The sequence below is a fragment of the Streptomyces sp. NPDC001848 genome (assembly GCF_042891915.1).
Lineage (GTDB): Bacteria > Actinomycetota > Actinomycetes > Streptomycetales > Streptomycetaceae > Streptomyces.
Genome location: NZ_JBIATP010000007.1, coordinates 416,158 through 435,849, shown reverse-complemented (window position 1 = coordinate 435,849; position 19,692 = coordinate 416,158). Strand labels below are relative to the sequence as shown.

At 71.3% G+C, this 19,692-nt stretch carries 18 protein-coding genes; 10 read left to right on the top strand and 8 right to left on the bottom strand.

Annotated features, from left to right (window positions below; genetic code table 11):
• Positions 1–96, bottom strand: a 96-nt coding sequence (locus ACFYZJ_RS17450; protein WP_279617129.1) for a biotin carboxylase N-terminal domain-containing protein, incomplete at its 3' end; no start/stop codon positions are given.
• Between the two features lie 351 nt (positions 97–447).
• Between ACFYZJ_RS17450 and ACFYZJ_RS17445 the strand changes: the two genes are divergently transcribed.
• The gene (locus tag ACFYZJ_RS17445; RefSeq protein ID WP_388568571.1) at positions 448–981 is read left to right on the top strand and encodes a hypothetical protein; all 534 of its coding nucleotides are present in this window, start codon (positions 448–450) and stop codon (positions 979–981) included.
• 42 nt (positions 982–1,023) lie between these two features.
• Here ACFYZJ_RS17445 and ACFYZJ_RS17440 read toward each other — a convergent pair whose 3' ends face one another.
• The 4 genes from ACFYZJ_RS17440 to ACFYZJ_RS17425 form a co-directional block, all read right to left on the bottom strand.
• Positions 1,024–1,644, bottom strand: coding sequence for a Maf family protein (locus ACFYZJ_RS17440; protein WP_388568568.1), 621 nt, complete (start codon positions 1,642–1,644; stop codon positions 1,024–1,026).
• A 22-nt stretch (positions 1,645–1,666) separates the two neighbouring features.
• Positions 1,667–1,795, bottom strand: coding sequence for a morphogenic membrane protein MmpB (mmpB, locus tag ACFYZJ_RS17435; RefSeq protein ID WP_388568565.1), 129 nt, complete (start codon positions 1,793–1,795; stop codon positions 1,667–1,669).
• Between the two features lie 256 nt (positions 1,796–2,051).
• Positions 2,052–2,258, bottom strand: coding sequence for an acyl-CoA carboxylase epsilon subunit (locus ACFYZJ_RS17430; RefSeq protein WP_388568563.1), 207 nt, complete (start codon positions 2,256–2,258; stop codon positions 2,052–2,054).
• A gap of 24 nt (positions 2,259–2,282) precedes the next feature.
• Entirely contained in the window at positions 2,283–3,866 is a 1,584-nt protein-coding gene (locus ACFYZJ_RS17425) for an acyl-CoA carboxylase subunit beta (RefSeq protein ID WP_388568560.1), read from the bottom strand.
• A 159-nt stretch (positions 3,867–4,025) separates the two neighbouring features.
• On the opposite strand from ACFYZJ_RS17425, the gene ACFYZJ_RS17420 reads away from it, so the two are divergent.
• Both ACFYZJ_RS17420 and ACFYZJ_RS17415 read left to right on the top strand, forming a co-directional pair.
• Positions 4,026–4,919, top strand: a complete 894-nt coding sequence (locus ACFYZJ_RS17420) for a biotin--[acetyl-CoA-carboxylase] ligase (RefSeq protein ID WP_388568558.1) — start codon at positions 4,026–4,028, stop codon at positions 4,917–4,919.
• Between the two features lie 178 nt (positions 4,920–5,097).
• A complete protein-coding gene (locus ACFYZJ_RS17415; protein WP_388568555.1) occupies positions 5,098–6,237 on the top strand; it encodes an adenylate/guanylate cyclase domain-containing protein in 1,140 nt (379 codons plus the stop codon).
• 31 nt (positions 6,238–6,268) lie between these two features.
• On the opposite strand, the gene ACFYZJ_RS17410 is transcribed toward ACFYZJ_RS17415, so the two are convergent.
• A complete protein-coding gene (locus ACFYZJ_RS17410; RefSeq protein WP_388568553.1) occupies positions 6,269–6,868 on the bottom strand; it encodes a hypothetical protein in 600 nt (199 codons plus the stop codon).
• A gap of 233 nt (positions 6,869–7,101) precedes the next feature.
• Here ACFYZJ_RS17410 and ACFYZJ_RS17405 point away from each other — a divergent pair, with 233 nt between their 5' ends.
• The 3 genes from ACFYZJ_RS17405 to hutH all read left to right on the top strand — a co-directional run bounded on the left by ACFYZJ_RS17405 (position 7,102) and on the right by hutH (position 10,834).
• Complete coding sequence (locus ACFYZJ_RS17405; protein WP_388568551.1) at positions 7,102–7,908, top strand: enoyl-CoA hydratase/isomerase family protein; 807 nt, start codon at positions 7,102–7,104, stop codon at positions 7,906–7,908.
• 166 nt (positions 7,909–8,074) lie between these two features.
• Positions 8,075–9,211, top strand: coding sequence for a diguanylate cyclase domain-containing protein (locus ACFYZJ_RS17400; RefSeq protein ID WP_388568549.1), 1,137 nt, complete (start codon positions 8,075–8,077; stop codon positions 9,209–9,211).
• Between the two features lie 84 nt (positions 9,212–9,295).
• Entirely contained in the window at positions 9,296–10,834 is a 1,539-nt protein-coding gene (gene hutH, locus ACFYZJ_RS17395; RefSeq protein ID WP_388568616.1) for a histidine ammonia-lyase, read from the top strand.
• A 115-nt stretch (positions 10,835–10,949) separates the two neighbouring features.
• Here hutH and ACFYZJ_RS17390 read toward each other — a convergent pair whose 3' ends face one another.
• The gene (locus ACFYZJ_RS17390) at positions 10,950–11,327 is read right to left on the bottom strand and encodes a substrate-binding domain-containing protein (protein WP_388568546.1); all 378 of its coding nucleotides are present in this window, start codon (positions 11,325–11,327) and stop codon (positions 10,950–10,952) included.
• Between ACFYZJ_RS17390 and ACFYZJ_RS17385 the strand changes: the two genes are divergently transcribed.
• Complete coding sequence (locus ACFYZJ_RS17385) at positions 11,312–12,664, top strand: ABC transporter substrate-binding protein (RefSeq protein WP_388568544.1); 1,353 nt, start codon at positions 11,312–11,314, stop codon at positions 12,662–12,664. The two genes, ACFYZJ_RS17390 and ACFYZJ_RS17385, sit on opposite strands and share 16 nt — an antisense overlap.
• A gap of 532 nt (positions 12,665–13,196) precedes the next feature.
• On the opposite strand, the gene ACFYZJ_RS17380 is transcribed toward ACFYZJ_RS17385, so the two are convergent.
• Positions 13,197–13,535: a hypothetical protein gene (locus tag ACFYZJ_RS17380; protein ID WP_388568541.1), complete on the bottom strand. Its 339-nt coding sequence runs from the start codon at positions 13,533–13,535 to the stop codon at positions 13,197–13,199.
• Positions 13,536–13,645: 110 nt separating this feature from the next.
• Here ACFYZJ_RS17380 and ACFYZJ_RS17375 point away from each other — a divergent pair, with 110 nt between their 5' ends.
• The 3 genes from ACFYZJ_RS17375 (at position 13,646) to ACFYZJ_RS17365 (ending at position 19,271) form a co-directional block, all read left to right on the top strand.
• Positions 13,646–13,999 (top strand): hypothetical protein, encoded by a 354-nt coding sequence (locus tag ACFYZJ_RS17375; RefSeq protein ID WP_388568539.1) that lies wholly within the window; start codon positions 13,646–13,648, stop codon positions 13,997–13,999.
• Between the two features lie 237 nt (positions 14,000–14,236).
• Positions 14,237–15,487 (top strand): Ig-like domain-containing protein, encoded by a 1,251-nt coding sequence (locus ACFYZJ_RS17370; RefSeq protein WP_388568536.1) that lies wholly within the window; start codon positions 14,237–14,239, stop codon positions 15,485–15,487.
• Between the two features lie 487 nt (positions 15,488–15,974).
• A complete protein-coding gene (locus tag ACFYZJ_RS17365) occupies positions 15,975–19,271 on the top strand; it encodes a S8 family serine peptidase (protein ID WP_388568534.1) in 3,297 nt (1,098 codons plus the stop codon).
• Positions 19,272–19,692 lie beyond the last annotated feature (421 nt).

Here is a 19,692-nt window from a genome sequence, read left to right as displayed (position 1 = left end):
GGCGTACACGGCCACGCTGGCGATCCCGGCGTCCCGGCAGGCCCGGGCGACGCGGACAGCGATTTCGCCACGGTTGGCGATCAACACCTTGCGCACGTTGGCTCCCTCTCCTTGAAACAAGCCGAGTTTAGGGACTGCCGACACGACGTTTCGACCCATCCCCGGTGGTGAGCTTGCCCACACGGAGCGTGAAACGAGGCTCACTCAACCTGCGAAGTCCCTTGTCGCACCGCCGCACATGGGAATCCACCGGAAAACCCTAGCCCTCCGACGTGGCCAAGGTCTCTATGAAGTAGTCCCGCCGCCCGTCGTGTTTCTTTGTGGAGTCCCTACTAATGGCCCAACGAAACTTTGCTCCTGCCGGGCCTCTTGTCCGAAGGTTTACCCGTTAGTAGCGTTCGCGATGCTGAAGGAAGCCAGAGGGCACTCGAAGGTGGGTGGGGGCCGGTGGTCCGCAGACCGGTGGCATGGGTCGTGGCGATCGTCCTCTTCGTGGAGGCGTTCGGCGTAGTGCTGCTGAACTGGCTCCTCGGAGTGGTCGTCGATCGGCAGCACATGTCCATGGCCGGCGTCGATCCGCACGCCATGTCCGTGTCGTCGAAGGTGGCCGGTGTCGTCTTCGGGCTCTATTTCGTGGTGTGCGGGCTGGCCGCCCTGCTGGTCGCCGTGCGCGACCGCGCGCCGTGCGGCATCTGGCGCATCCTGCTGATCAGCGCCGCGGTGGTGCACGGCCTGCTCGGGGCGTTCGTGGTCGGCCTGGTCGGCTGGGGTGCCTTCGCGTGTCTGATGGTGGTGCTCGGGCTGATCGTGCTCACCCTGATGACGTACGACCGCCCTGAGGGCCCGGCGGCCGGTGTGCCGCCCGCCGACGGCGGCCCGGAGGACGGCGACAGGGCCGCGCGGCAGGCGCCGGAGCCCGCCGGTTCCCCGGAGCGGGCCGGGCACATGGAGGACGGCGGCCCGGCACCGGTCACGCCCTGAACGCCCCTGGGGCCGGTGCGACGGAACCTGGGCCGGCCCCGCTCAACGCTCCCGCGGCGCCCACAACTCCGTGATGCCCACGCCCAGTTCGGCCAGCAGCCGGCGGATCAGGGGCAGGGAGATGCCGATGACGTTGCCGTGGTCGCCGTCGATACCGTCGATGAAGGGCGCGGAGCGGCCGTCCAGCGTGAACGCTCCGGCGACGTGGAGAGGTTCGCCGGAGGCCACGTAGGCGGCGATCTCCTCGTCCGTCGGCTCACCGAAACGGACCACGGTGGACGCGGTGGCGGACGCGTACCGCCCGCTGACGGTGTCGTAGACGCAGTGCCCGGTCTGGAGCGTGCCCGCCCGTCCGCGCATCGACTTCCAGCGGGCCGTCGCCTCCTCGGCGTCCGCGGGCTTGCCGAGGGCCTCGCCGTCCAGGTCGAGCACAGAGTCGCAGCCGATCACCAGGGCGCCCTTGACCTCGGGCTTCGCCGCCACGACGGAGGCCTTGGCCTCGGCGAGCGCGAGCGCGAGTTCAGCGGGGGTCGGGGCGGTGACGGCGTCCTCGTCGACCCCGCTGACGATGACCTCGGGGTCGAGCCCGGCCTGTCGGAGCAGTCCGAGCCGGGCGGGGGACTGGGAGGCGAGAACGAGACGGCGGCGCGGCTGATCGGTCATGCGCTCAGCGTATAGGCGGCCCTCATCTGGCGCCGATGATGATCATCGCCAGCAGCATGGCCAGCGCCATGAGGACCCCCAGCCGCCTCAACATCTCCTGGGTCTCGCGGAGTTCCTCCGGCGGTTCGTCATCGGGGTCGGACCACAGCATGCCTTCCATCGTCCGGCGGCCGAGTGCGGTGGCGCCTGAGTACCCGTACTCAACTTCCGGCCCCGACCCCTGGGTCCGGCCGTCCGCCCGCCCGCCGACGGCGGCATACGGCTCCGGCGGTCACCCGCACCCGTAACGCGGGTACGCGGTGACGGCCGGAGCCGCCGCGGAGGTGCCCGACGCGCCGGACGCGCCGGGCGTGCCGCACCTGCGGAAGCCGTCGTGGACGTGCCGGACGTACGCGAGGCGCTGCCGGTCAGCCGGGCCAGAAGGTGCGTGCCCAGGCCGTCGGGCCCGGCTGGGGGAGGCGGTGGGCGGCGACACGGGCCGGGTCGGCCCAGGAGTCCCGGTGCGCCGCGCCGGACGGCGTGGCGGCCGCCGCCGCGGCGCGGGCGCGGACCACCGCCAGGGCGGCGGCCAGCTCCTCCGGGGTCGGATTGCCCCGTATGACCTTGATGTTCATGACGGCTCCCAAGAGTCCCGGGGGTTACAGAGGGATGTTGCCGTGCTTCTTCGGGGGAAGGGATTCCCGCTTGGTCCGCAGCTGACGCAGGCCGCGGACGATGTGGCGGCGGGTGTCCGACGGCATGATCACCGCGTCGATGTAGCCCCGCTCGGCCGCGATGTACGGGTTGAGGAGGGTGTCCTCGTACTCCTGGATCAGCCGTGCCCGGGTCGCCTCCGGGTCGTCGGCCTCGCCGATCGTGCGGCGGTGCAGGATGTTGACCGCGCCCTGCGCGCCCATGACGGCGATCTGGGCGGTCGGCCAGGCCAGGTTGAGGTCGGCGCCCAGGTGCTTGGAGCCCATGACGTCGTACGCGCCGCCGAAGGCCTTGCGGGTGATCACCGTGATCAGCGGGACGGTGGCCTCGGCGTAGGCGTAGATCAGCTTGGCGCCGCGGCGGATGATGCCCTCGTGCTCCTGGCCGACGCCGGGCAGGAAGCCGGGCACGTCGACGAAGGTGAGGACCGGGACGTTGAAGGCGTCGCACGTGCGCACGAAGCGGGCGGCCTTCTCGGACGCGTCGATGTCCAGGCAGCCGGCGAACTGCATCGGCTGGTTGGCCACGATGCCCACCGGGCGGCCCTCGACCCGGCCGAAACCGGTGAGGATGTTCGGCGCGAACAGCGGCTGCGTCTCGAAGAACTCGCCGTCGTCCAGGACGTGCTCGACCACCGTGTGCATGTCGTACGGCTGGTTGGCGCTGTCGGGCACCAGCGTGTCCAGCTCGCGGTCCTCGTCCGTGACGGACAGGTCCGCCTCCTCCGGGAAGGCCGGGGGCTCGCTGAGGTTGTTCGACGGCAGGTACGACAGCAGCTGCTTGACGTACTCGATGGCGTCCTTCTCGTCCCCGGCCATGTGGTGGGCCACGCCGGAGGTGGAGTTGTGGGTGCGGGCGCCGCCCAGCTCCTCGAAGCCGACGTCCTCACCGGTGACGGTCTTGATGACGTCCGGGCCGGTGATGAACATGTGCGAGGTCTGGTCGACCATGATCGTGAAGTCGGTGATGGCGGGGGAGTAGACGGCACCGCCCGCGCACGGACCCACGACGAGCGAGATCTGCGGGATGACCCCGGAGGCGTGGGTGTTGCGCCGGAAGATCTCTCCGTACGCGCCGAGCGAGGCGACGCCCTCCTGGATCCGGGCGCCGCCGGAGTCGTTGATGCCGATGACCGGGCAGCCGGTCTTCAGGGCGAAGTCCATCACCTTGACGATCTTCTGGCCGTAGACCTCGCCCAGCGCCCCGCCGAAGACGGTGAAATCCTGGGAGAAGACCGCGACGGGGCGGCCGTCCACGGTCCCGTATCCGGTGACGACACCGTCTCCGTACGGCCGGTTCTTCTCGAGCCCGAAGTTGGTGGAGCGGTGCCGGGCGAACTCGTCCAGCTCGACGAACGAGTCCTCGTCGAGCAGCAGTTCGATTCGCTCACGGGCTGTCAGTTTGCCCTTGGCGTGTTGTTTCTCGACCGCGCGCTCCGAGCCGGCGTGCGTCGCCTCCTGCACGCGGCGCTGCAGGTCCGCGAGCTTTCCCGCGGTGGTGTGAACGTCGATCTCTTCCGGCTCGGACATCGGGATGCGGCTCCCTGCCTGCTCAAGTGGGGACGTGAGGGTGAGGTGCTACCTGTACGTGCTGTAAGTGCTCAGAAGAAGGAACGGTTACTCATCCGTAGCGTAGTGGTGTGCCTACCGATCGGCAGTGCGGCGTTTACCACACCTAGGGTGGCTTGCATGATGCCGCGAGATTCCTCTGACGCGAACGACAGGTCGAATGGTGCCGCAGGTGGTGGCAGCCGCTGGTCCGACCTCGACCGCCCGCCCCTGAACGCCGCCGCGCTGCGCCGGGGGCTGGTGCGCGAGGGCGGACTGTGGACCGGGTTCGAGGTGGTGCAGCGCACCGGGTCCACCAACACCGACCTGGTCGCCCGCGCCACGGCCGGGCAGGCCGCCGAGGGCGCCGTCCTCGTCGCCGAGGAGCAGAACGCGGGGCGCGGGCGGCTGGACCGGGTCTGGACGGCTCCGCCCCGCTCCGGGCTGTTCTTCTCGGTCCTGCTCGACCCGGCCGAGGTGCCCGTGGCCCGCTGGGGCTGGCTGCCGCTGCTGGCCGGCGTCGCGGTCGGGACCGGGCTCGCGCGGGCGGCCGGCGTCGACACGGCACTCAAGTGGCCCAATGACGTGCTGGTCACCGTGGGCGAGGAGGAGCGCAAGACCGGCGGCATCCTCGCGGAGCGGGCCGGGGACAAGGGGGTCGTGATCGGCATCGGCATCAACGTCACCCTCCGCCAGGAGGAGCTGCCGGTGCCGGTGGCGGGCTCCCTGGCCCTGGCGGGCGCCCGCACCACCGACCGCGACACGCTGCTGAGGGCGGTACTGCGCTCGCTGGAGGACTGGTACGGCCGCTGGCGCGCGGCGGGCGGCGACCCGGCCGCGAGCGGGCTGCAGGAGACGTACGCGGCGGGCAGTGCCACGTTGGGCCGCCTGGTCCGCGCGGAACTCCCGGGCGACCGCACGATCACCGGGGAGGCGGTGGCGATCGACGGTGACGGGCGACTCGTACTGGCGACGGAGGACGGGGTGCAGGAGCCGGTGGGCGCCGGGGACGTCGTGCACCTGCGGCCTGCGTGAGCACCAACCCGCCCGCCTGGGGGTCCCCTGCCCGAAGGAGCCCTCCAAACGGCCGTCCGACGCCGTGCGCACCCCGCTCCGGGGAGGTAACGGCCGCTGGGGAGTGAGCTACCGCACACCTGCCGTAGAGTTGACCGCGGTCGATACCTGACCGCGGCAGATCGGAAGGGCAGCACGCGTGACCGTCGACGACACGGGCTCGGGCACGGGCGTACCACCCGCCCCCGACGGTGAACCGGGGCGCGACGCACACGCCGAGTTCGAGGAGAACCCCCTCGCGCTCCGCCTCGAGCAGCTCATCCTGGGGGCCGAGCGCCGTTACACCCCCTTCCAGGCGGCCCGCAGCGCGGGCGTCTCGATGGAACTGGCGTCCCGCTTCTGGCGGGCCATGGGCTTCGCCGACATAGGCCAGGCCAGGGCGCTGACCGAGGCGGACGTCCTCGCCCTGCGGCGTCTGGCCGGTCTCGTCGAGGCGGGCCTGCTCAGCGAGGCGATGGCGGTGCAGGTCGCCCGCTCGACCGGGCAGACCACGGCCCGTCTCGCCGAGTGGCAGATCGACTCCTTCCTGGAGGGCCTGACCGAGCCGCCCGAGCCCGGCATGACCCGCACGGAGGTGACATACCCGCTGGTCGAGCTGCTCCTGCCGGAGTTGGAGGAGTTCCTCGTCTACGTCTGGCGACGCCAGCTCGCCGCCGCCACCGGCCGGGTGGTGCAGGCCGCGGACGACGAGGAGATGGTCGACCGCCGCCTCGCCGTCGGCTTCGCGGACCTGGTCGGCTTCACCCGCCTGACACGGCGTATGGAGGAGGAGGAGCTCGGCGAACTCGTCGAGGCGTTCGAGACCACCGCCGCCGACCTGGTCGCCGCGCACGGCGGCCGGCTCATCAAGACGCTCGGCGACGAGGTGCTGTTCGCCGCGGACGACGCGGGTACGGCCGCGGAGATCGCCCTGCGCCTGATCGAGACCATGGCGAACGACGAGACCATGCCGGAGCTGCGCGTCGGCATCGCCTTCGGCACGGTCACCACCCGGATGGGCGATGTCTTCGGTACGACGGTGAACCTGGCGAGCCGACTGACGTCGATAGCGCCCCGCGACGCCGTCCTGGTGGACCACGACTTCGCGGAGGAGCTGATCCGCACGGGGGAGGCGCCCGCCTCCGAGACGGAGGCCGCGGAAGCCGCTGCCGCCGCCGAGAAGGAGGGCAAGGAGCCGCCCACCCACCGCTTCGCGCTCCAGCCGATGTGGCAGCGCCCGGTGCGCGGCCTCGGTGTGATCGAGCCGTGGCTGCTGACCCGGCGGGACGGCTCCTCCTAGCCGTCCGACCCGCTCCCCGGGGTGCAGCGGCCTACAGGCCGTGGACGCACAGCCCCACGAGCGGGACGCACAGCCCCGGGGGATCGGAGGTCGCCGGTGCCGACGGCGCCGCGGTGGTCGGGGACGGGACGGACGGTGGGGCGGCCGTCGCCGTGACCGGGGGCTCGGGCGTCCGTGCAGCCGTGGGCGTCGAGGGTGCCTCCGGGATGCCGGTCGCGGGGTCCGTGGCCCGCGGGGCCGGTGTGGACGGGCGCCCGGACCGGCTCGCGCCGCCCGACATGGACGGCACCGCGTCCGACCTTCCCCTGAGGGCGGTCGTCGAGGGCCCGGCGGTGCCCTTGGACGGCCGGCCCGCGACCGTCGCCGCCGTGTCGCTGACGTCGATCCGTGGCTCGGCCTCCGCGGTGCCGCCCCCGCCCGTCACCGACTCGGGTGCCAGGCGTACGAGGCTCAGGGCCCCGGCGGCCAGCGCGAACCCGCCGACGGCGAGCGCCAGGCGCCGGTGGCGGGGCTTGCGGTGCCGGCCGGCCGGGCGGGACCAGAGGGGGCCGGAGTGGTTGTCCACCGTCGTCGTGTGCACCGTCGCCGTGGTGTCGCCGGTGTCCGTGTCTGTGTCCGCGTCCGTCGTCATGCCCCGTCCCTCCCCGGTCGCCGCCGCACTCCCCCGATGTGCCGTAGCGGTGCGCAGATTATGTGGAGATCGGGGGAGGGTGATGCGCAGGCAACTCGAATTCACTCGAACGGGGACACGACCCGGTAAATGACCCGCACCCGCCGAAGGTGCCCGGCGGCTTTCGCGGGGCCGCTTCGACTGCGATGATCGGAGCGGTCGTGCAGTTAACCCGCGTTAACCAGGAGGGCGTCATGGCGGAGCAGGGGGACGAGCGGCGGTTCGGCGAGTACGTCGTCGTACGGCGGCACGGGTATGTCGCGGAGCTGGCGCTGGACCGGCCCAAGGCCATGAACGCGGTGTCCACGGACATGGCCCGCTCGATCGCCGCCGCGTGTGCGCACCTCGGCGCCGACCGGGACGCCCGGGTGACGGTGGTGACCTCGACGCACGAGCGGGCGTTCTGCGTGGGCGCGGACCTCAAGGAGCGCAACTCCTTCACGGACGCCGACCTGATGCGCCAGCGTCCCCTCGCCCGCGCCGCCTACACCGGCGTCCTGGAGCTGCCGATGCCGACGATCGCCGCCGTGCACGGCTTCGCGCTGGGCGGCGGCTTCGAGCTGGCCCTGTCCTGCGACCTGATCGTGGCGGACGCAACGGCGGTGGTGGGGCTGCCCGAGGTGTCCGTGGGCGTCATCCCGGGCGGCGGCGGTACGCAGCTGCTGCCCCGCCGGGTGGGCGCCGCGCGCGCCGCTGAGCTGATCTTCACGGCCCGGCGCCTGGCGGCTGCCGAGGCGCGGGAGCTGGGCCTGGTCGACGACCTCGTACCGGAGGGCCGGGACCGTGTGGAGGCGCTCGCGCTCGCCGCCCGCATCGCCGCCAACTCCCCGGTCGGCCTGCGTGCCGCGAAGCGCGCGCTCAGGCTCGGCCACGGCCTGGACCTGCGTACCGGACTGGAGGTCGAGGACGCGGCGTGGCGCTCGGTGGCGTTCTCCGGTGACCGTGCGGAGGGGGTCGCCGCCTTCAACGAGAAGCGCACCCCGCAGTGGCCGGGGGAGTAGCCCCGGCCGCCGTATCCCCCGCGCGCCGGATCCCCCGCGCGCCTGATCGCCGTACCGATGTCTCGCATACCGCGCTGATCGTCCCAGGGGATGCCCTGCTGTTCAGCGCGGCGTCGCGATGCCTGGCACGCGCGCTGAACCGCAGGGCAGCCCCTAGCCTGGACTCGTGGCTGAGGACAGTCGGCTGAGGGCCGTGGTGGCGCTGGCGCAGGGCATGGCGGCGGCGCACACCCCGCGCGAGGCCTGGCGGGCCGCCGCGCTGGGCGCGTGCCGGGCGCTCGCCGGGACCTTCGCCGCGCTGTCGGTGTGGGAGCGGGAGGCCGGAAGGCTGCGGGTCCTCGTCAACGTGGGGGAGCGGGCGCCCGAGGAGGAGGAGTTCCCCGAGCGTGAGGCGTACCCCGTGCACCAGTTCCCGGAGATCACCGAGTTCCTGCACGAGCGCTGGGCGGGCGGCGGCGGCCCCAGCGCCTGGGTGGAGACCGCCGAGGGGCCTGCCACGGGGCACCCCGGGTACTGCCACCAGCGGGTCGCGGCGTTGCGCCGGCGCGGCCGGGGCTGCTGTGTCGTCGCGCCCGTGGTGCTGCACGGCCGCGCCTGGGGCGAGCTGTACGTGGCGCGCCCGGCCGGTGAGCCCCTCTTCGATGCCGACGACGCGGACTTCGCCACCGTGCTCGCCTCTGTGGTGGCCGCCGGGATCGCGCAGACCGAACGCCTGGAGGAGGCCCGCAGGCTCGCCTTCACCGACGCCCTCACCGGCCTCGCCAACCGCCGGGCCGTCGACGTACGCCTGGAGGAGGCGATCGAACAGCACCGCGTCGACGGGGTCGTGGTCTCGCTCGTCGTCTGCGATGTCAACGGGCTCAAGCGGGTCAACGACACGCAGGGGCACGCCGTGGGCGACCGGCTGCTGGAACGTTTCGGGTCGGTGCTGTCGCTGTGCGGTGCCATGGTGCCGGGTGCGCTGGTGGCGCGGCTGGGCGGTGACGAGTTCTGTCTGCTGACGGTCGGTCCTTCGGCCGACGAGGTGGTGCGGGCCGCCGACGAGGTGTGCCGCCGTGCCGCCGAACTGGAGATCGGTGACGGTGTCGCCTGCGGGGTCGCCTCCACCCAGGACCCGATCGGTCCGGTCCACTCGGCCCGCCGGCTGTTCCGGCTCGCGGACGCGGCCCAGTACCGCGCGAAGGCCCTGCACGCCGCGAAGCCCGTGGTCGCGGGGCGTGAGGGCCCGGACGACCCCGTCGTCCGCCTGGCCGACGCGCCGCCGCCCGCCGGGGAGCGCCGCAGGTTCCGCGGCCGGCGCTGAGCCCCGCCCGAGGTTGGTAAGGGGTGAACCGGCACCCCACTGGTGACATCTTCGAATTCACTGCGTACGCTCCTGAATATGGATATGCACACTGTGGTGGTGGGGACGTCCGGGGTGACCGCGTCCGACGTTCTCGCCGTGGCGCGCGCGGACGCCCGGATAGAGCTCTCCGAGGAAGCCCTGACGGCCCTGGCGGCGGCCCGCGGGATCGTGGACGCGCTGGCCGCGAAGCCGGACCCCGTCTACGGGGTCAGCACCGGTTTCGGCGCGCTGGCGACCCGGCACATCAGCCAGGAGTTGCGCACCCAGCTGCAGCGCAACATCGTCCGCTCGCACGCGGCGGGCATGGGCCCGCGGGTGGAGCGGGAGGTCGTGCGCGCCCTGATGTTCCTGCGGCTGAAGACCGTCTGCTCGGGCCACACCGGCGTACGCCCCGAGGTCGCGCAGACCATGGCCGATCTCCTCAACGCCGGCATCACCCCGGTCGTGCACGAGTACGGCTCCCTCGGCTGCTCCGGCGACCTCGCACCGCTGTCCCACTGTGCGCTGACCCTCATGGGCGAGGGCGAGGCCGAGGGGCCCGACGGCGTCGTGCGCCCCGCCGCCGAACTCCTCGCCGAGCACGGCATCACCCCCGTCGAGCTGCGCGAGAAGGAGGGCCTCGCGCTCCTCAACGGCACCGACGGCATGCTCGGGATGCTGCTCATGGCCCTCGCCGACCTGGACACCCTCTACAAGGCGGCCGACATCACGGCCGCGCTCTCCCTGGAGGCACTGCTCGGCACGGACAAGGTGCTCGCGTCGGAGCTGCACGCCATCCGCCCGCACCCCGGGCAGGGCGCATCGGCCGCCAACATGCTGGCCGTGCTGACCGGTTCGGGCCTGACGGGCCACCACCAGGACGACGCGCCGCGCGTCCAGGACGCCTACTCGGTGCGGTGCGCCCCGCAGGTCGCGGGCGCCGGACGGGACACGCTGGCCCACGCCCGCCTGGTCGCCGAGCGGGAGCTGGCCTCGGCCGTCGACAACCCGGTGGTCCTGCCCGACGGCCGTGTGGAGTCCAACGGCAACTTCCACGGTGCCCCGGTGGCGTACGTGCTGGACTTCTGCGCGATCGCGGCGGCGGACCTGGCGTCGATCGCCGAGCGCCGCACGGACCGCCTGCTGGACAAGAACCGCTCGCACGGCCTGCCGCCGTTCCTCGCGGACGACCCGGGCGTCGACTCGGGCCTGATGATCGCCCAGTACACGCAGGCGGCACTGGTCAGCGAGATGAAGCGGCTCGCCGTACCGGCCTCCGCCGACTCGATCCCGTCCTCCGCGATGCAGGAGGACCACGTCTCCATGGGCTGGTCGGCCGCCCGCAAGCTGCGCACGGCGGTGGACAACCTGACCCGTGTCCTCGCGATCGAGCTGTACGCGGCGACCCGCGCCATCGAACTGCGCGAGGGTCTGACCCCGGCCCCCGCCAGTCAGGCGGCGATCACCGCGCTGCGCAAGGCGGGCGTCGAGGGCCCCGGCCCGGACCGGTTCCTGGCCCCGGACCTCGCGGTGGCGGACGCGTTCGTGCGGGACGGCCGTCTGCTCGCGGCGGTGGAGTCGGTCACGGGACCGCTGGCCTGAGCATGTGAGAGCAGGGCCGCCGCTCCGGGCGGCCCTCACCGAGCCCGCCACTCCGGGCGGCCCTCACCGAGCCCGCCGCCGGTGCCGGACGGCGTCCGGGGAGCAGCAGCCCCGGTCAGGGGTCCGGGGCGGCAGCCCCGGGGGACGGAAAGACAGAGGCGGCGGGGGCGAGCACCTCCGGCTGCTGCGCGCCCGCCGCCCGCCGACCCACCGTGCTCTCCCGCACCACCAGCCGGTGCGGTGCCCGGATCTCCAGCCCCGGTACCGGCGTCGAGCTGCCGATCCGCTTCAGCAGCCGCTCCACCGCCGTCTCCGCGATCATCTTCTTGTCCGGGCAGATCGTCGTGACGGGCGGGTTGGCGTAGCGGCCGTCCTCGATGTCGTCGTAGCCGACGATCGCGACGTCCTCGGGGACGCGCAGCCCGCGCGAGGCCAGTGTGTGCATCGCGCCCAGCGCCACCAGGTCGCTGTAGCAGCATGTCTTCCAGCACACAGCCCCGCCCCCTCCGCCGGGCGCTCGTGGCGGCGTGCGCCGCCCTCGCCGGCGTGCTCGTCGCGGCCTGCGGCTCCGGCGGCTCGGGCGGCAGCGGCTCCGGCGCGGCGGGCGGCGGCCCGGTGCACATCAAGGTGTGGGCCTGGTACCCGGACTTCAAGCAGGTGGTCGACGAGTTCAACAAGAGCCACAAGGACGTCCAGGTCGACTGGGTGCAGGCAGGCGTCGGCCAGGACGAGTACACCAAGCCGAAGACCGCGCTGAAGGCCGGTCAGGGCGCCACGGACGTCGTCATGCTGGAGTTCCAGGAGCTGCCGACGATCCAGCTCACCAAGGGCCTGCTGGACATCGGCAAGTACGGTGCGAACGAGGACAAGGACAAGTACGTCCCCTGGGCCTGGAACCAGGTCTCCGACGGCGACCACGTCTACGCCATCCCGGTGGACGGCGGACCGATGGCGATGCTGTACCGCGAGGACATCTTCACGAAGTTCAAGCTGAAGGTGCCCACCACCTGGGACGAGTTCAAGCAGGAGGCGGCCAAGCTGCACGCCGCCGACCCGAAGGCGTACATGACCGACTTCCGCAGCGACGAGTCCGCCGCGGGCTGGCTGCAGGGCCTGATGTGGCAGGCCGGCTCCCGCCCGTACACCTACTCGGCGAGCAAGCTGCCGAACATCGGGATCAAACTCAACGACGACGGCGCCAAGAAGGTGTACGACTACTGGGGCGACCTGGTGAAGAACAAGCTGGTCGACACCGCGTCGTACGCCACCACCGACTTCCACAACGGCCTCAGCAGCGGCAAGTACGCCACCTACCTCGCCGCCGGCTGGGGCCCCGGCCACCTCTCCAGCGTCGCGAAGAAGACCGTGGGCAAGTGGCGTGCGGCCCCGCTGCCGCAGTGGACGGCGGGCGGCAACGCTGAGGGCGACTGGGGCGGTTCGACATTCGCGGTCACCACGCAGACCAAGAACCCGAAGCAGGCAACCCAGGTCGCCCGGGAGCTGCTCGGCACCTCCGAGGCCGCCTGGAAGATCGGCATCGACCAGGCGTACCTGTTCCCGCTCGCCACGCCGATCCTGACCGGCTCCTACTTCCAGAACAAGAAGTACGACTTCTTCGGCGGCCAGCAGGTCAACAAGATCTTCGGGCCCGCCGCGAACACCATCGGCACCTTCGACTGGAGCCCGTTCCAGGACTACGCCTACAACACGCGGACCGGTGAGGTCGGCAAGGCCCTCCAGGGACAGACGCCCTGGTCGTCCGTGGCGGACAACATCCAGCGGCAGGTGACGGGTTACGCGTCCAAGCAGGGTTTCAAGGTCAGCCAGTAGTCAGCCGGTAGCCCTTCGGGGACCACCCCACCTACCGCCCCCGCCGGCCGCGTACGCCTCCTCACCGTCGGCGGGGGCCTGCCCGAACGCTCAAGGAGATGTGATGAGCCTGCTCCGACAGGGGTCACCGGCGGCCCGGACCTCACGGTCCTCGGCAGCGGCGGCCGCCGAGGGCCGTGAGGTCCGGGCCGCCGGCCGGAGCGTCGGACCGCGGTCCGGCCGGCTGAGCGCCCGGAACCGGCACGGGGGCATGGGCCTGCTGCTGGTCACCCCGTTCACGCTGCTGTTCCTCGCCTTCCTCATCGCCCCGCTCGGCTACGCCTTCTGGCTGAGCCTGAGGACCTCCACCCTGGTGGGCGGCGACCACTTCAGCTGGTTCGCCAACTACAAGCAGGCCTTCACCGACCCGCAGTTCACCTCCGGCGTGCGCCGCGTGGTGTTCTTCGGCCTGGTGCAGATCCCGGTCATGCTCGCCCTCGCCCTGCTCGGGGCGCTGATCACCGACGAGGTCGTCGGCCGCCTCGCCAAGGTCTCAGTACGCCTCGGTGCGCTCCCGCCGTACCGAATACGTCACGAAACCCGCTCCCAGGCCCAGGAACAGCGTCCCCCCGATGACGTACGGCGTCGTGTCCACACTGCCGGTGTCGGCCAGTTCGGTGTGGGCCGTCGTGCCCGTCGCGTCCGCTGTGTCCGTCGTGTCCGCCGTCGTCCGGTCGGTGGTCGTCGACGTCGCGGTCCGTGGACTCTCCGGCGTGTTCTGGGTCGCGTTCGCGGACGGCACGAACCACAGGGCACCCAGCAGGGTCCCCGCGGCGGTGGCGGTCAGCAACGTCCGGCGGGTGGTGGACGACGATCGACGTGCGGCGGACACGAAATTCCGATCCCCCTGGGGCGCTTACGAATTGGCCGTGTGGAGCGATGCTAGTGAAAGGCGCGGGTCGTGGGAAAGTCGCGAGCTGTTCGGGCCGTACGCTGCGCGCCATGAGCACTTCTGAGAAATCACGGTATGTCCGCCTTCGGGTGGAACTGGTCGTCGAGATCGACGATGTCGACGCCGTCACCAAGGCCGCCCTGCGCCGGATCGCGGAGGATCCGGACATGCCCGAGGGGGAGCGCACCTACACGGAGAGCGCGGTGACGGAGGACACAGCCGAGGCCGTCGCTTATCTCGTCGAGCCCTCGGACCTGTTGGGCGAGGTGCCGGGCGTCCAACTCGCCCAGGCGTCCTGGAGCAGCGAGATCGTCGACTACGACCCCGGTTCGCCGGACTGGGCGCTCGGCGAGGATGATGAGCCGGGGGGCGACGAGGACGACGAGGAGGTCCGACTCGGCTGACACGCCTTGGGAGAATGGTGACCCCGGGTGGCAACCGGCGCCCGGGGCTCCGTCGTCTCAAGGAACGTTCCCTGGTGTCCCGCATGACGCGGGGAACCCTCGGGCACCCGTCGGGCCGACGTGGTGTGTCCCACACCGGCACCGGATGTGGAACGGGACGAACCGGTCGTACCGTTGAGGGTTCTTGCGGGGACTCGACGGGGTTTTGGGGATTCGGCAACCATGGAGAAGCGTGTGATGACGACCAGTAAGCGGCGCAAGGGCCTGATGGCCGCGTCCGCACTGCTCGGCGGGGTGCTGGTGCTCTCCGCGTGTAGCGGAGGAAGCTCGGCGGCGAGTGGTGGCGGGGACAACAAGGACTCGCAGGCCTCGGTCGACGAGGCGGCCGCCAAGAAGACCTCCGAGGCACAGATCAAGATCACGCCGGCGGACGGTTCCGACAACGCCTCCATCAACAACGCCGCGAAGGTCACGGTCGCCAAGGGCACCCTCACCAACGTCACCATGACCACCGCGTCCGGCACCCCCGTCGCCGGGCAGATGTCCGCCGACAAGACCAGTTGGGCCCCGACCACCCAGCTCGATCGGGCCACCACGTACAAGATCGCCGTGACGGCCAAGGACTCCTCCGGCCGCGACGCCCACGAGAACGCCTCCTTCACAACCGTCGCCCCGGCGCACTCCTTCATAGGCAACTTCACGCCGGACAACGGCTCGACCGTCGGCGTGGGCATGCCCGTCTCGATCAACTTCGACAAGGCCATCACCAACAAGGCCGCCGTGCAGAAGGGGATCACTGTCACCTCCAGCAGCGGGCAGGAGATCGTCGGCCACTGGTTCGGCGCGAACCGCCTCGACTTCCGGCCCGAGCAGTACTGGAAGGAGGGCTCCACCGTCACGATGAAGCTGAACCTCGACGGCGTCGAGGGTGCGAGCGGCGTCTACGGCGTGCAGCAGAAGACGGTCACCTTCAAGATCGGCCGCAACCAGGTCTCGTACGTCGACGCCAAGACCAAGCAGATGAAGGTCACGCAGGACGGCAAGGTCGTCAAGACCATACCGATCTCCGCGGGCGCGCCGGACCACACCACGTACGAGGGCCAGATGGTGATCTCCGAGAAGTTCACCCAGACCCGTATGAACGGCGCCACGGTCGGCTTCACCGACTCCGACGGCAAGGGCGAGTACGACATCAAGGACGTGCCGCACGCGATGCGCCTGACCACGTCGGGCACCTTCATACACGGCAACTACTGGGGCGCCCCCTCCGTCTTCGGCAACGTCAACACCAGCCACGGCTGTGTCGGCCTGCAGGACAAGAAGGGCGCGAACGACCCGAGCACGCCGGCCGCGTGGTTCTACAGCCACTCGCTGATCGGTGACGTGGTGGTCGTCGAGAACACCGGCGACAAGACGGTCGCCCCGGACAACGGCCTCAACGGCTGGAACATGAGCTGGGCTCAGTGGAAGGCGGGTTCGGCCGTCTGACGCCGACCTCCGGCGGACCCGGGCGGTAGATCACCGAGGCGCCCGCAGCCCCCGACAGGGCTTGCGGGCGCCTTCGCGTTCCCACGGCCGCCGACAAGGCTCCGGGCGCTTCGGCCTTCCCACAGCCGGCCCGGAGCGCGGCCATAGCGTTCTCACCGTTCTTTCCGGTCCCATGGAGCGGGGAGCGCCCGCAAGACCGCGCGGAGCAGGGAAAAGCGAACTCGCGTGCCCGTGCTCGGCCGCTCGGTGGGCTGTTCGGTGGGTCGTTCCGGGGGCGTTCGGGGGGCGTTCGGGGGGCGTTCGGGGGGTCGTCTCATGGACGTCCGGTCGTCCCGAGTCGTTACGGCCCCCGTATTGAGGCCTTGATCACCCCTCGGCATACTGCCTGATCGGGGGGTTGACGTGCGCATGTACGAGACCACCCCCGCCCGGGTGAACGGGGAATTCGCCCGGTACCTCATCTCCAGGGGGAGTCTTGCGCAGACAAGTGAAAAGAGCATGCACGGCGACCGTCGCCACGACGGCCGCCGTGGCGTTGGCGGCGGGTATGACCAGCCCGGCGTCGGCCAAGCCCGCGCCCACGGCACACGGCGCGGCGGGCGGTCTGACGGCCCAGCACCGGATCACGCTCATCACCGGTGACCGTGTCGTCGTCGACGCCAAGGGCCGTGTCGTCGGCCTGGAGCGGGCCAAGGGCCGGGAAAGCGTTCCGGTTCAGGTCCGCAAGACCGCCGGACACACCTATGTGGTGCCGGCCGACGCGGCCGGTCTGATCGCCGACGGGAAGATCGACCGGCGCCTGTTCGACATCACCGAGCTCAACTCGTCGCGGACCCGCGCGGACCAGAAGAACGGCCTGAAGGTCATCGTCGGCTACCAGGGCGCCGCCGCTGCCGCGAAGGCCGACGTCCGCGAGGCGGGCACACTCCGCCGGACCCTGAAGTCCCTGAACGCCGACGCGGTGCTCACGCCCCAGCGGGACGCGGCCGAGCTCTGGAAGGCCGTCACCGACGGCCACGCCACCGCCTCCGGCATCGCGCACGTCTGGCTCGACGGCATGCGCAAGGCCAGCCTCGACAAGTCCGTGCCGCAGATCGGCGCCCCGACCGCCTGGGCCGCGGGCTACACCGGCAAGGGCGTCAAGGTCGCCGTGCTGGACACGGGCGTCTACGCCGACCACCCGGACCTCAAGGGCCAGGTGATCGAGGCCAAGAACTTCTCCACCTCCGCCACCACCGACGACAAGGTCGGCCACGGCACGCACGTGGCGTCCATCGTGGCCGGCACCGGCGCGAAGTCGCACGGCAAGTACAAGGGCGTCGCGCCCGGCGCCAGGATCCTCAGCGGCAAAGTCCTCGACGACGACGGATACGGCGACGACTCGGGCATCCTCGCGGGCATGGAGTGGGCCGCCCAGCAGGGCGCCGACATCGTCAACCTCAGCCTGGGCGGCGCCGACACGCCCGACATCGACCCGCTCGAGGCCGAGGTGAACAAGCTCTCCGAGCAGAAGGGCATCCTGTTCGCCATCGCCGCGGGCAACGAGGGCCAGGCCGGGGAGAAGACCATCGGATCGCCGGGCAGCGCGGCCGACGCGCTCACCGTCGGCGCGGTCGACGACAACGACAAGCGGGCCGACTTCTCCAGCCGCGGTCCCGGCCTCGACGGCGCCATCAAGCCCGACGTCACCGCGCCCGGCGTGGACATCACCGCCGCCGCGGCCCCGGGCAGCCTCATCGACCGGGAGGTCGGCGAGAAGCCGGCCGGATACCTGACCATCTCCGGTACGTCGATGGCGACCCCGCACGTCGCGGGCGCCGCCGCCATCCTCAAGCAGGAGCACCCCGACTGGACGTTCGCCGAGCTGAAGTCCGTGCTGACGGGCTCCGCGAAGGGCGGCAACTACACCGCGTTCCAGCAGGGTTCGGGCCGGATCGCCGTGGACCGGGCGATCAGGCAGACCGTGCTCGCCGAACCGTCGTCCCTGAGCTTCGGCATCGCCCAGTGGCCGCACACCGACGACACGCCGGTCATCAAGCAGCTGACGTACCGCAACACCGGCAAGTCCGCCGTCACCCTCACGCTGTCGCTGACCGCCACCAACCCCAAGGGCCAGGCGGCGCCTTCGGGCTTCTTCACGCTCGGCGCGAAGACGGTCACCGTCCCCGCGGGCGGCACGGCGTCGGTCCCGGTCGCCGTCAACAGCAAGCTGGGCGGCACCGTCCAGGGCGCGTACTCGGCGTATGTGACGGCGACGGGCGGCGGCCAGAGCGTGCGCACCGCCGCGGCCGTGGAGCGCGAGGCGGAGTCGTACGACGTCACCCTCAGGTACGTCAACCGTGACGGACAGACGCCCGTCCACCTCAGCGACCTGGTCGCCGTCTCGGGTGCCGACGCGGGCAAGGAGTACTTCTCCCAGAGCTCCGCGACGACCGTGAAGATCCGCGTGCCGAAGGGCACGTACGCGCTGGACTCCCTCTCCGTGAAGGACCTCACCTCCGGCGAGGGCGGCTACGACTGGCTGGTCCAGCCCAAGGTGAGCGTCACCAAGGACACCGCCATCACTCTGGACCTCAACAAGGCCAGGTCCGCGGACATCACGGTTCCGGACGCCTCGGCCGAACCGAAGTCCGCCACGGTGTCGTACGTCTACGATCCGGCGGGCACGGCCCTGGCCCTGTCCGCGCCGTCCTTCGCGGACATCCGCGTCGCACAGGTGGGTCCGGCGGTCCCCTCCGGCCTCTCCCAGTCCTGGTTCGGCCAGTGGACCAAGGGCGGTACGGCCGAGTACGACGTGTTCACCGGCTCCGCGGTCAAGCAGCTCGAGGGCGCGCACGTACGCCACTACAAGGCGAGCGAGCTGGCCACGCTGAAGCTGAACCTCGGCGCCGCGAGCAGCGGCAAGACCGGCGCGGTCGGCGTCCACGCCGAGACACCGACCGACGTCGGCTACAACGTCCCCGTCGAGCAGAACCTGCGCGGCACGCGCACGCTGTACGTCTCCACGGGTGACAAGGCGCAGTGGACGTTCGACTTCTCGCAGTACGGCGGCAAGAGGGACGCCAAGGGCTTCCCGGTCTCGGAGGCCTACTACACGCTGGGCGACCCGCAGCTCCTCATGGGCGGCAGGACCTACACCAAGACCCTCAACACCGCGGTCTTCGGGCCGGTGATCAACTCCGAGTACGGCGTCTTCCGGGTCGGCAACGACATCTACGGATACCTGCCGCTGTTCGCGGACGGGCAGGGGCACGCCGGATCCTCCGACTTCATGTCGGTGAAGACGACGCTGTACCGGGGCACCACCAAGGTCGGCTCGAACGGCGACCCGCTGTTCGGCCTGGAGACCTTCAGGGTTCCCTCCGCCGATGCCACGTACACGCTGACGACCTCGGTCATCCGCAGCGTGAAGGTGGCGGCGGCGTCCACCCGCATTGACGCGAGCTGGACGTTCAGGTCCAAGAAGGTGGACAGCGCCCAGCTGCCCGCCTCGACCGTCCGCTTCGGCGCGACCACCGGTCCGGACAGCCGCGTCGAGGCCGGCAAGAAGGTCACGATCCCGGTCACCGTCCAGGGCGCGGCCGCGGGCCGCAACCTCCGGTCGCTGTCGGTGTGGGTGTCGTACGACTACGGCAGGACCTGGACCAAGCTCACGGTCAGGAACGGCAAGATCACCTACAAGAACCCGGCCAAGGGCCAGGGCCTGTCGTTCCACGCCAAGATCGCCGACAAGAACGGCAACAAGTCGACGATCTCCATCTACAACGCGTTCTACGCCAAGTGAGCCGCTAGACGGCCCGCAAACGGCGGACGGCCCACTGGAGGCGATACCTCCGGTGGGCCGTCGTGCGGTGCGGTCCTGCCGCGGGCGGTGAGGGTGCGGGGCTGTTCGGCCGCGCCCGTCCGACGCGGCACGCGGTCGTGCCCGCGGGTGGTGAGGGTGCGGGGCGGTTGAGCCGCGCTCGTCAGGCGTGCGGTGCGATTGTGCCCGCGGGCGGTGAGGGTGCGGGGCTGTTCGGCCGCGCCCGTCTGACGCGGCACGCGGTTGTGCCCGCGGGTGGTGAGGGTGCGAGGTGGTTGAGCCGCGCTCGTCAGGCGTGCGGTGCGGACGTGCCCGCGGGTGGTGAGGGTGCGGGGCGGTTGAGCCGCGCTCGTCAGGCGTGAGGTGCGATTGTGCCCGCGGGCGGTGAGGGTGCGGGGCTGTT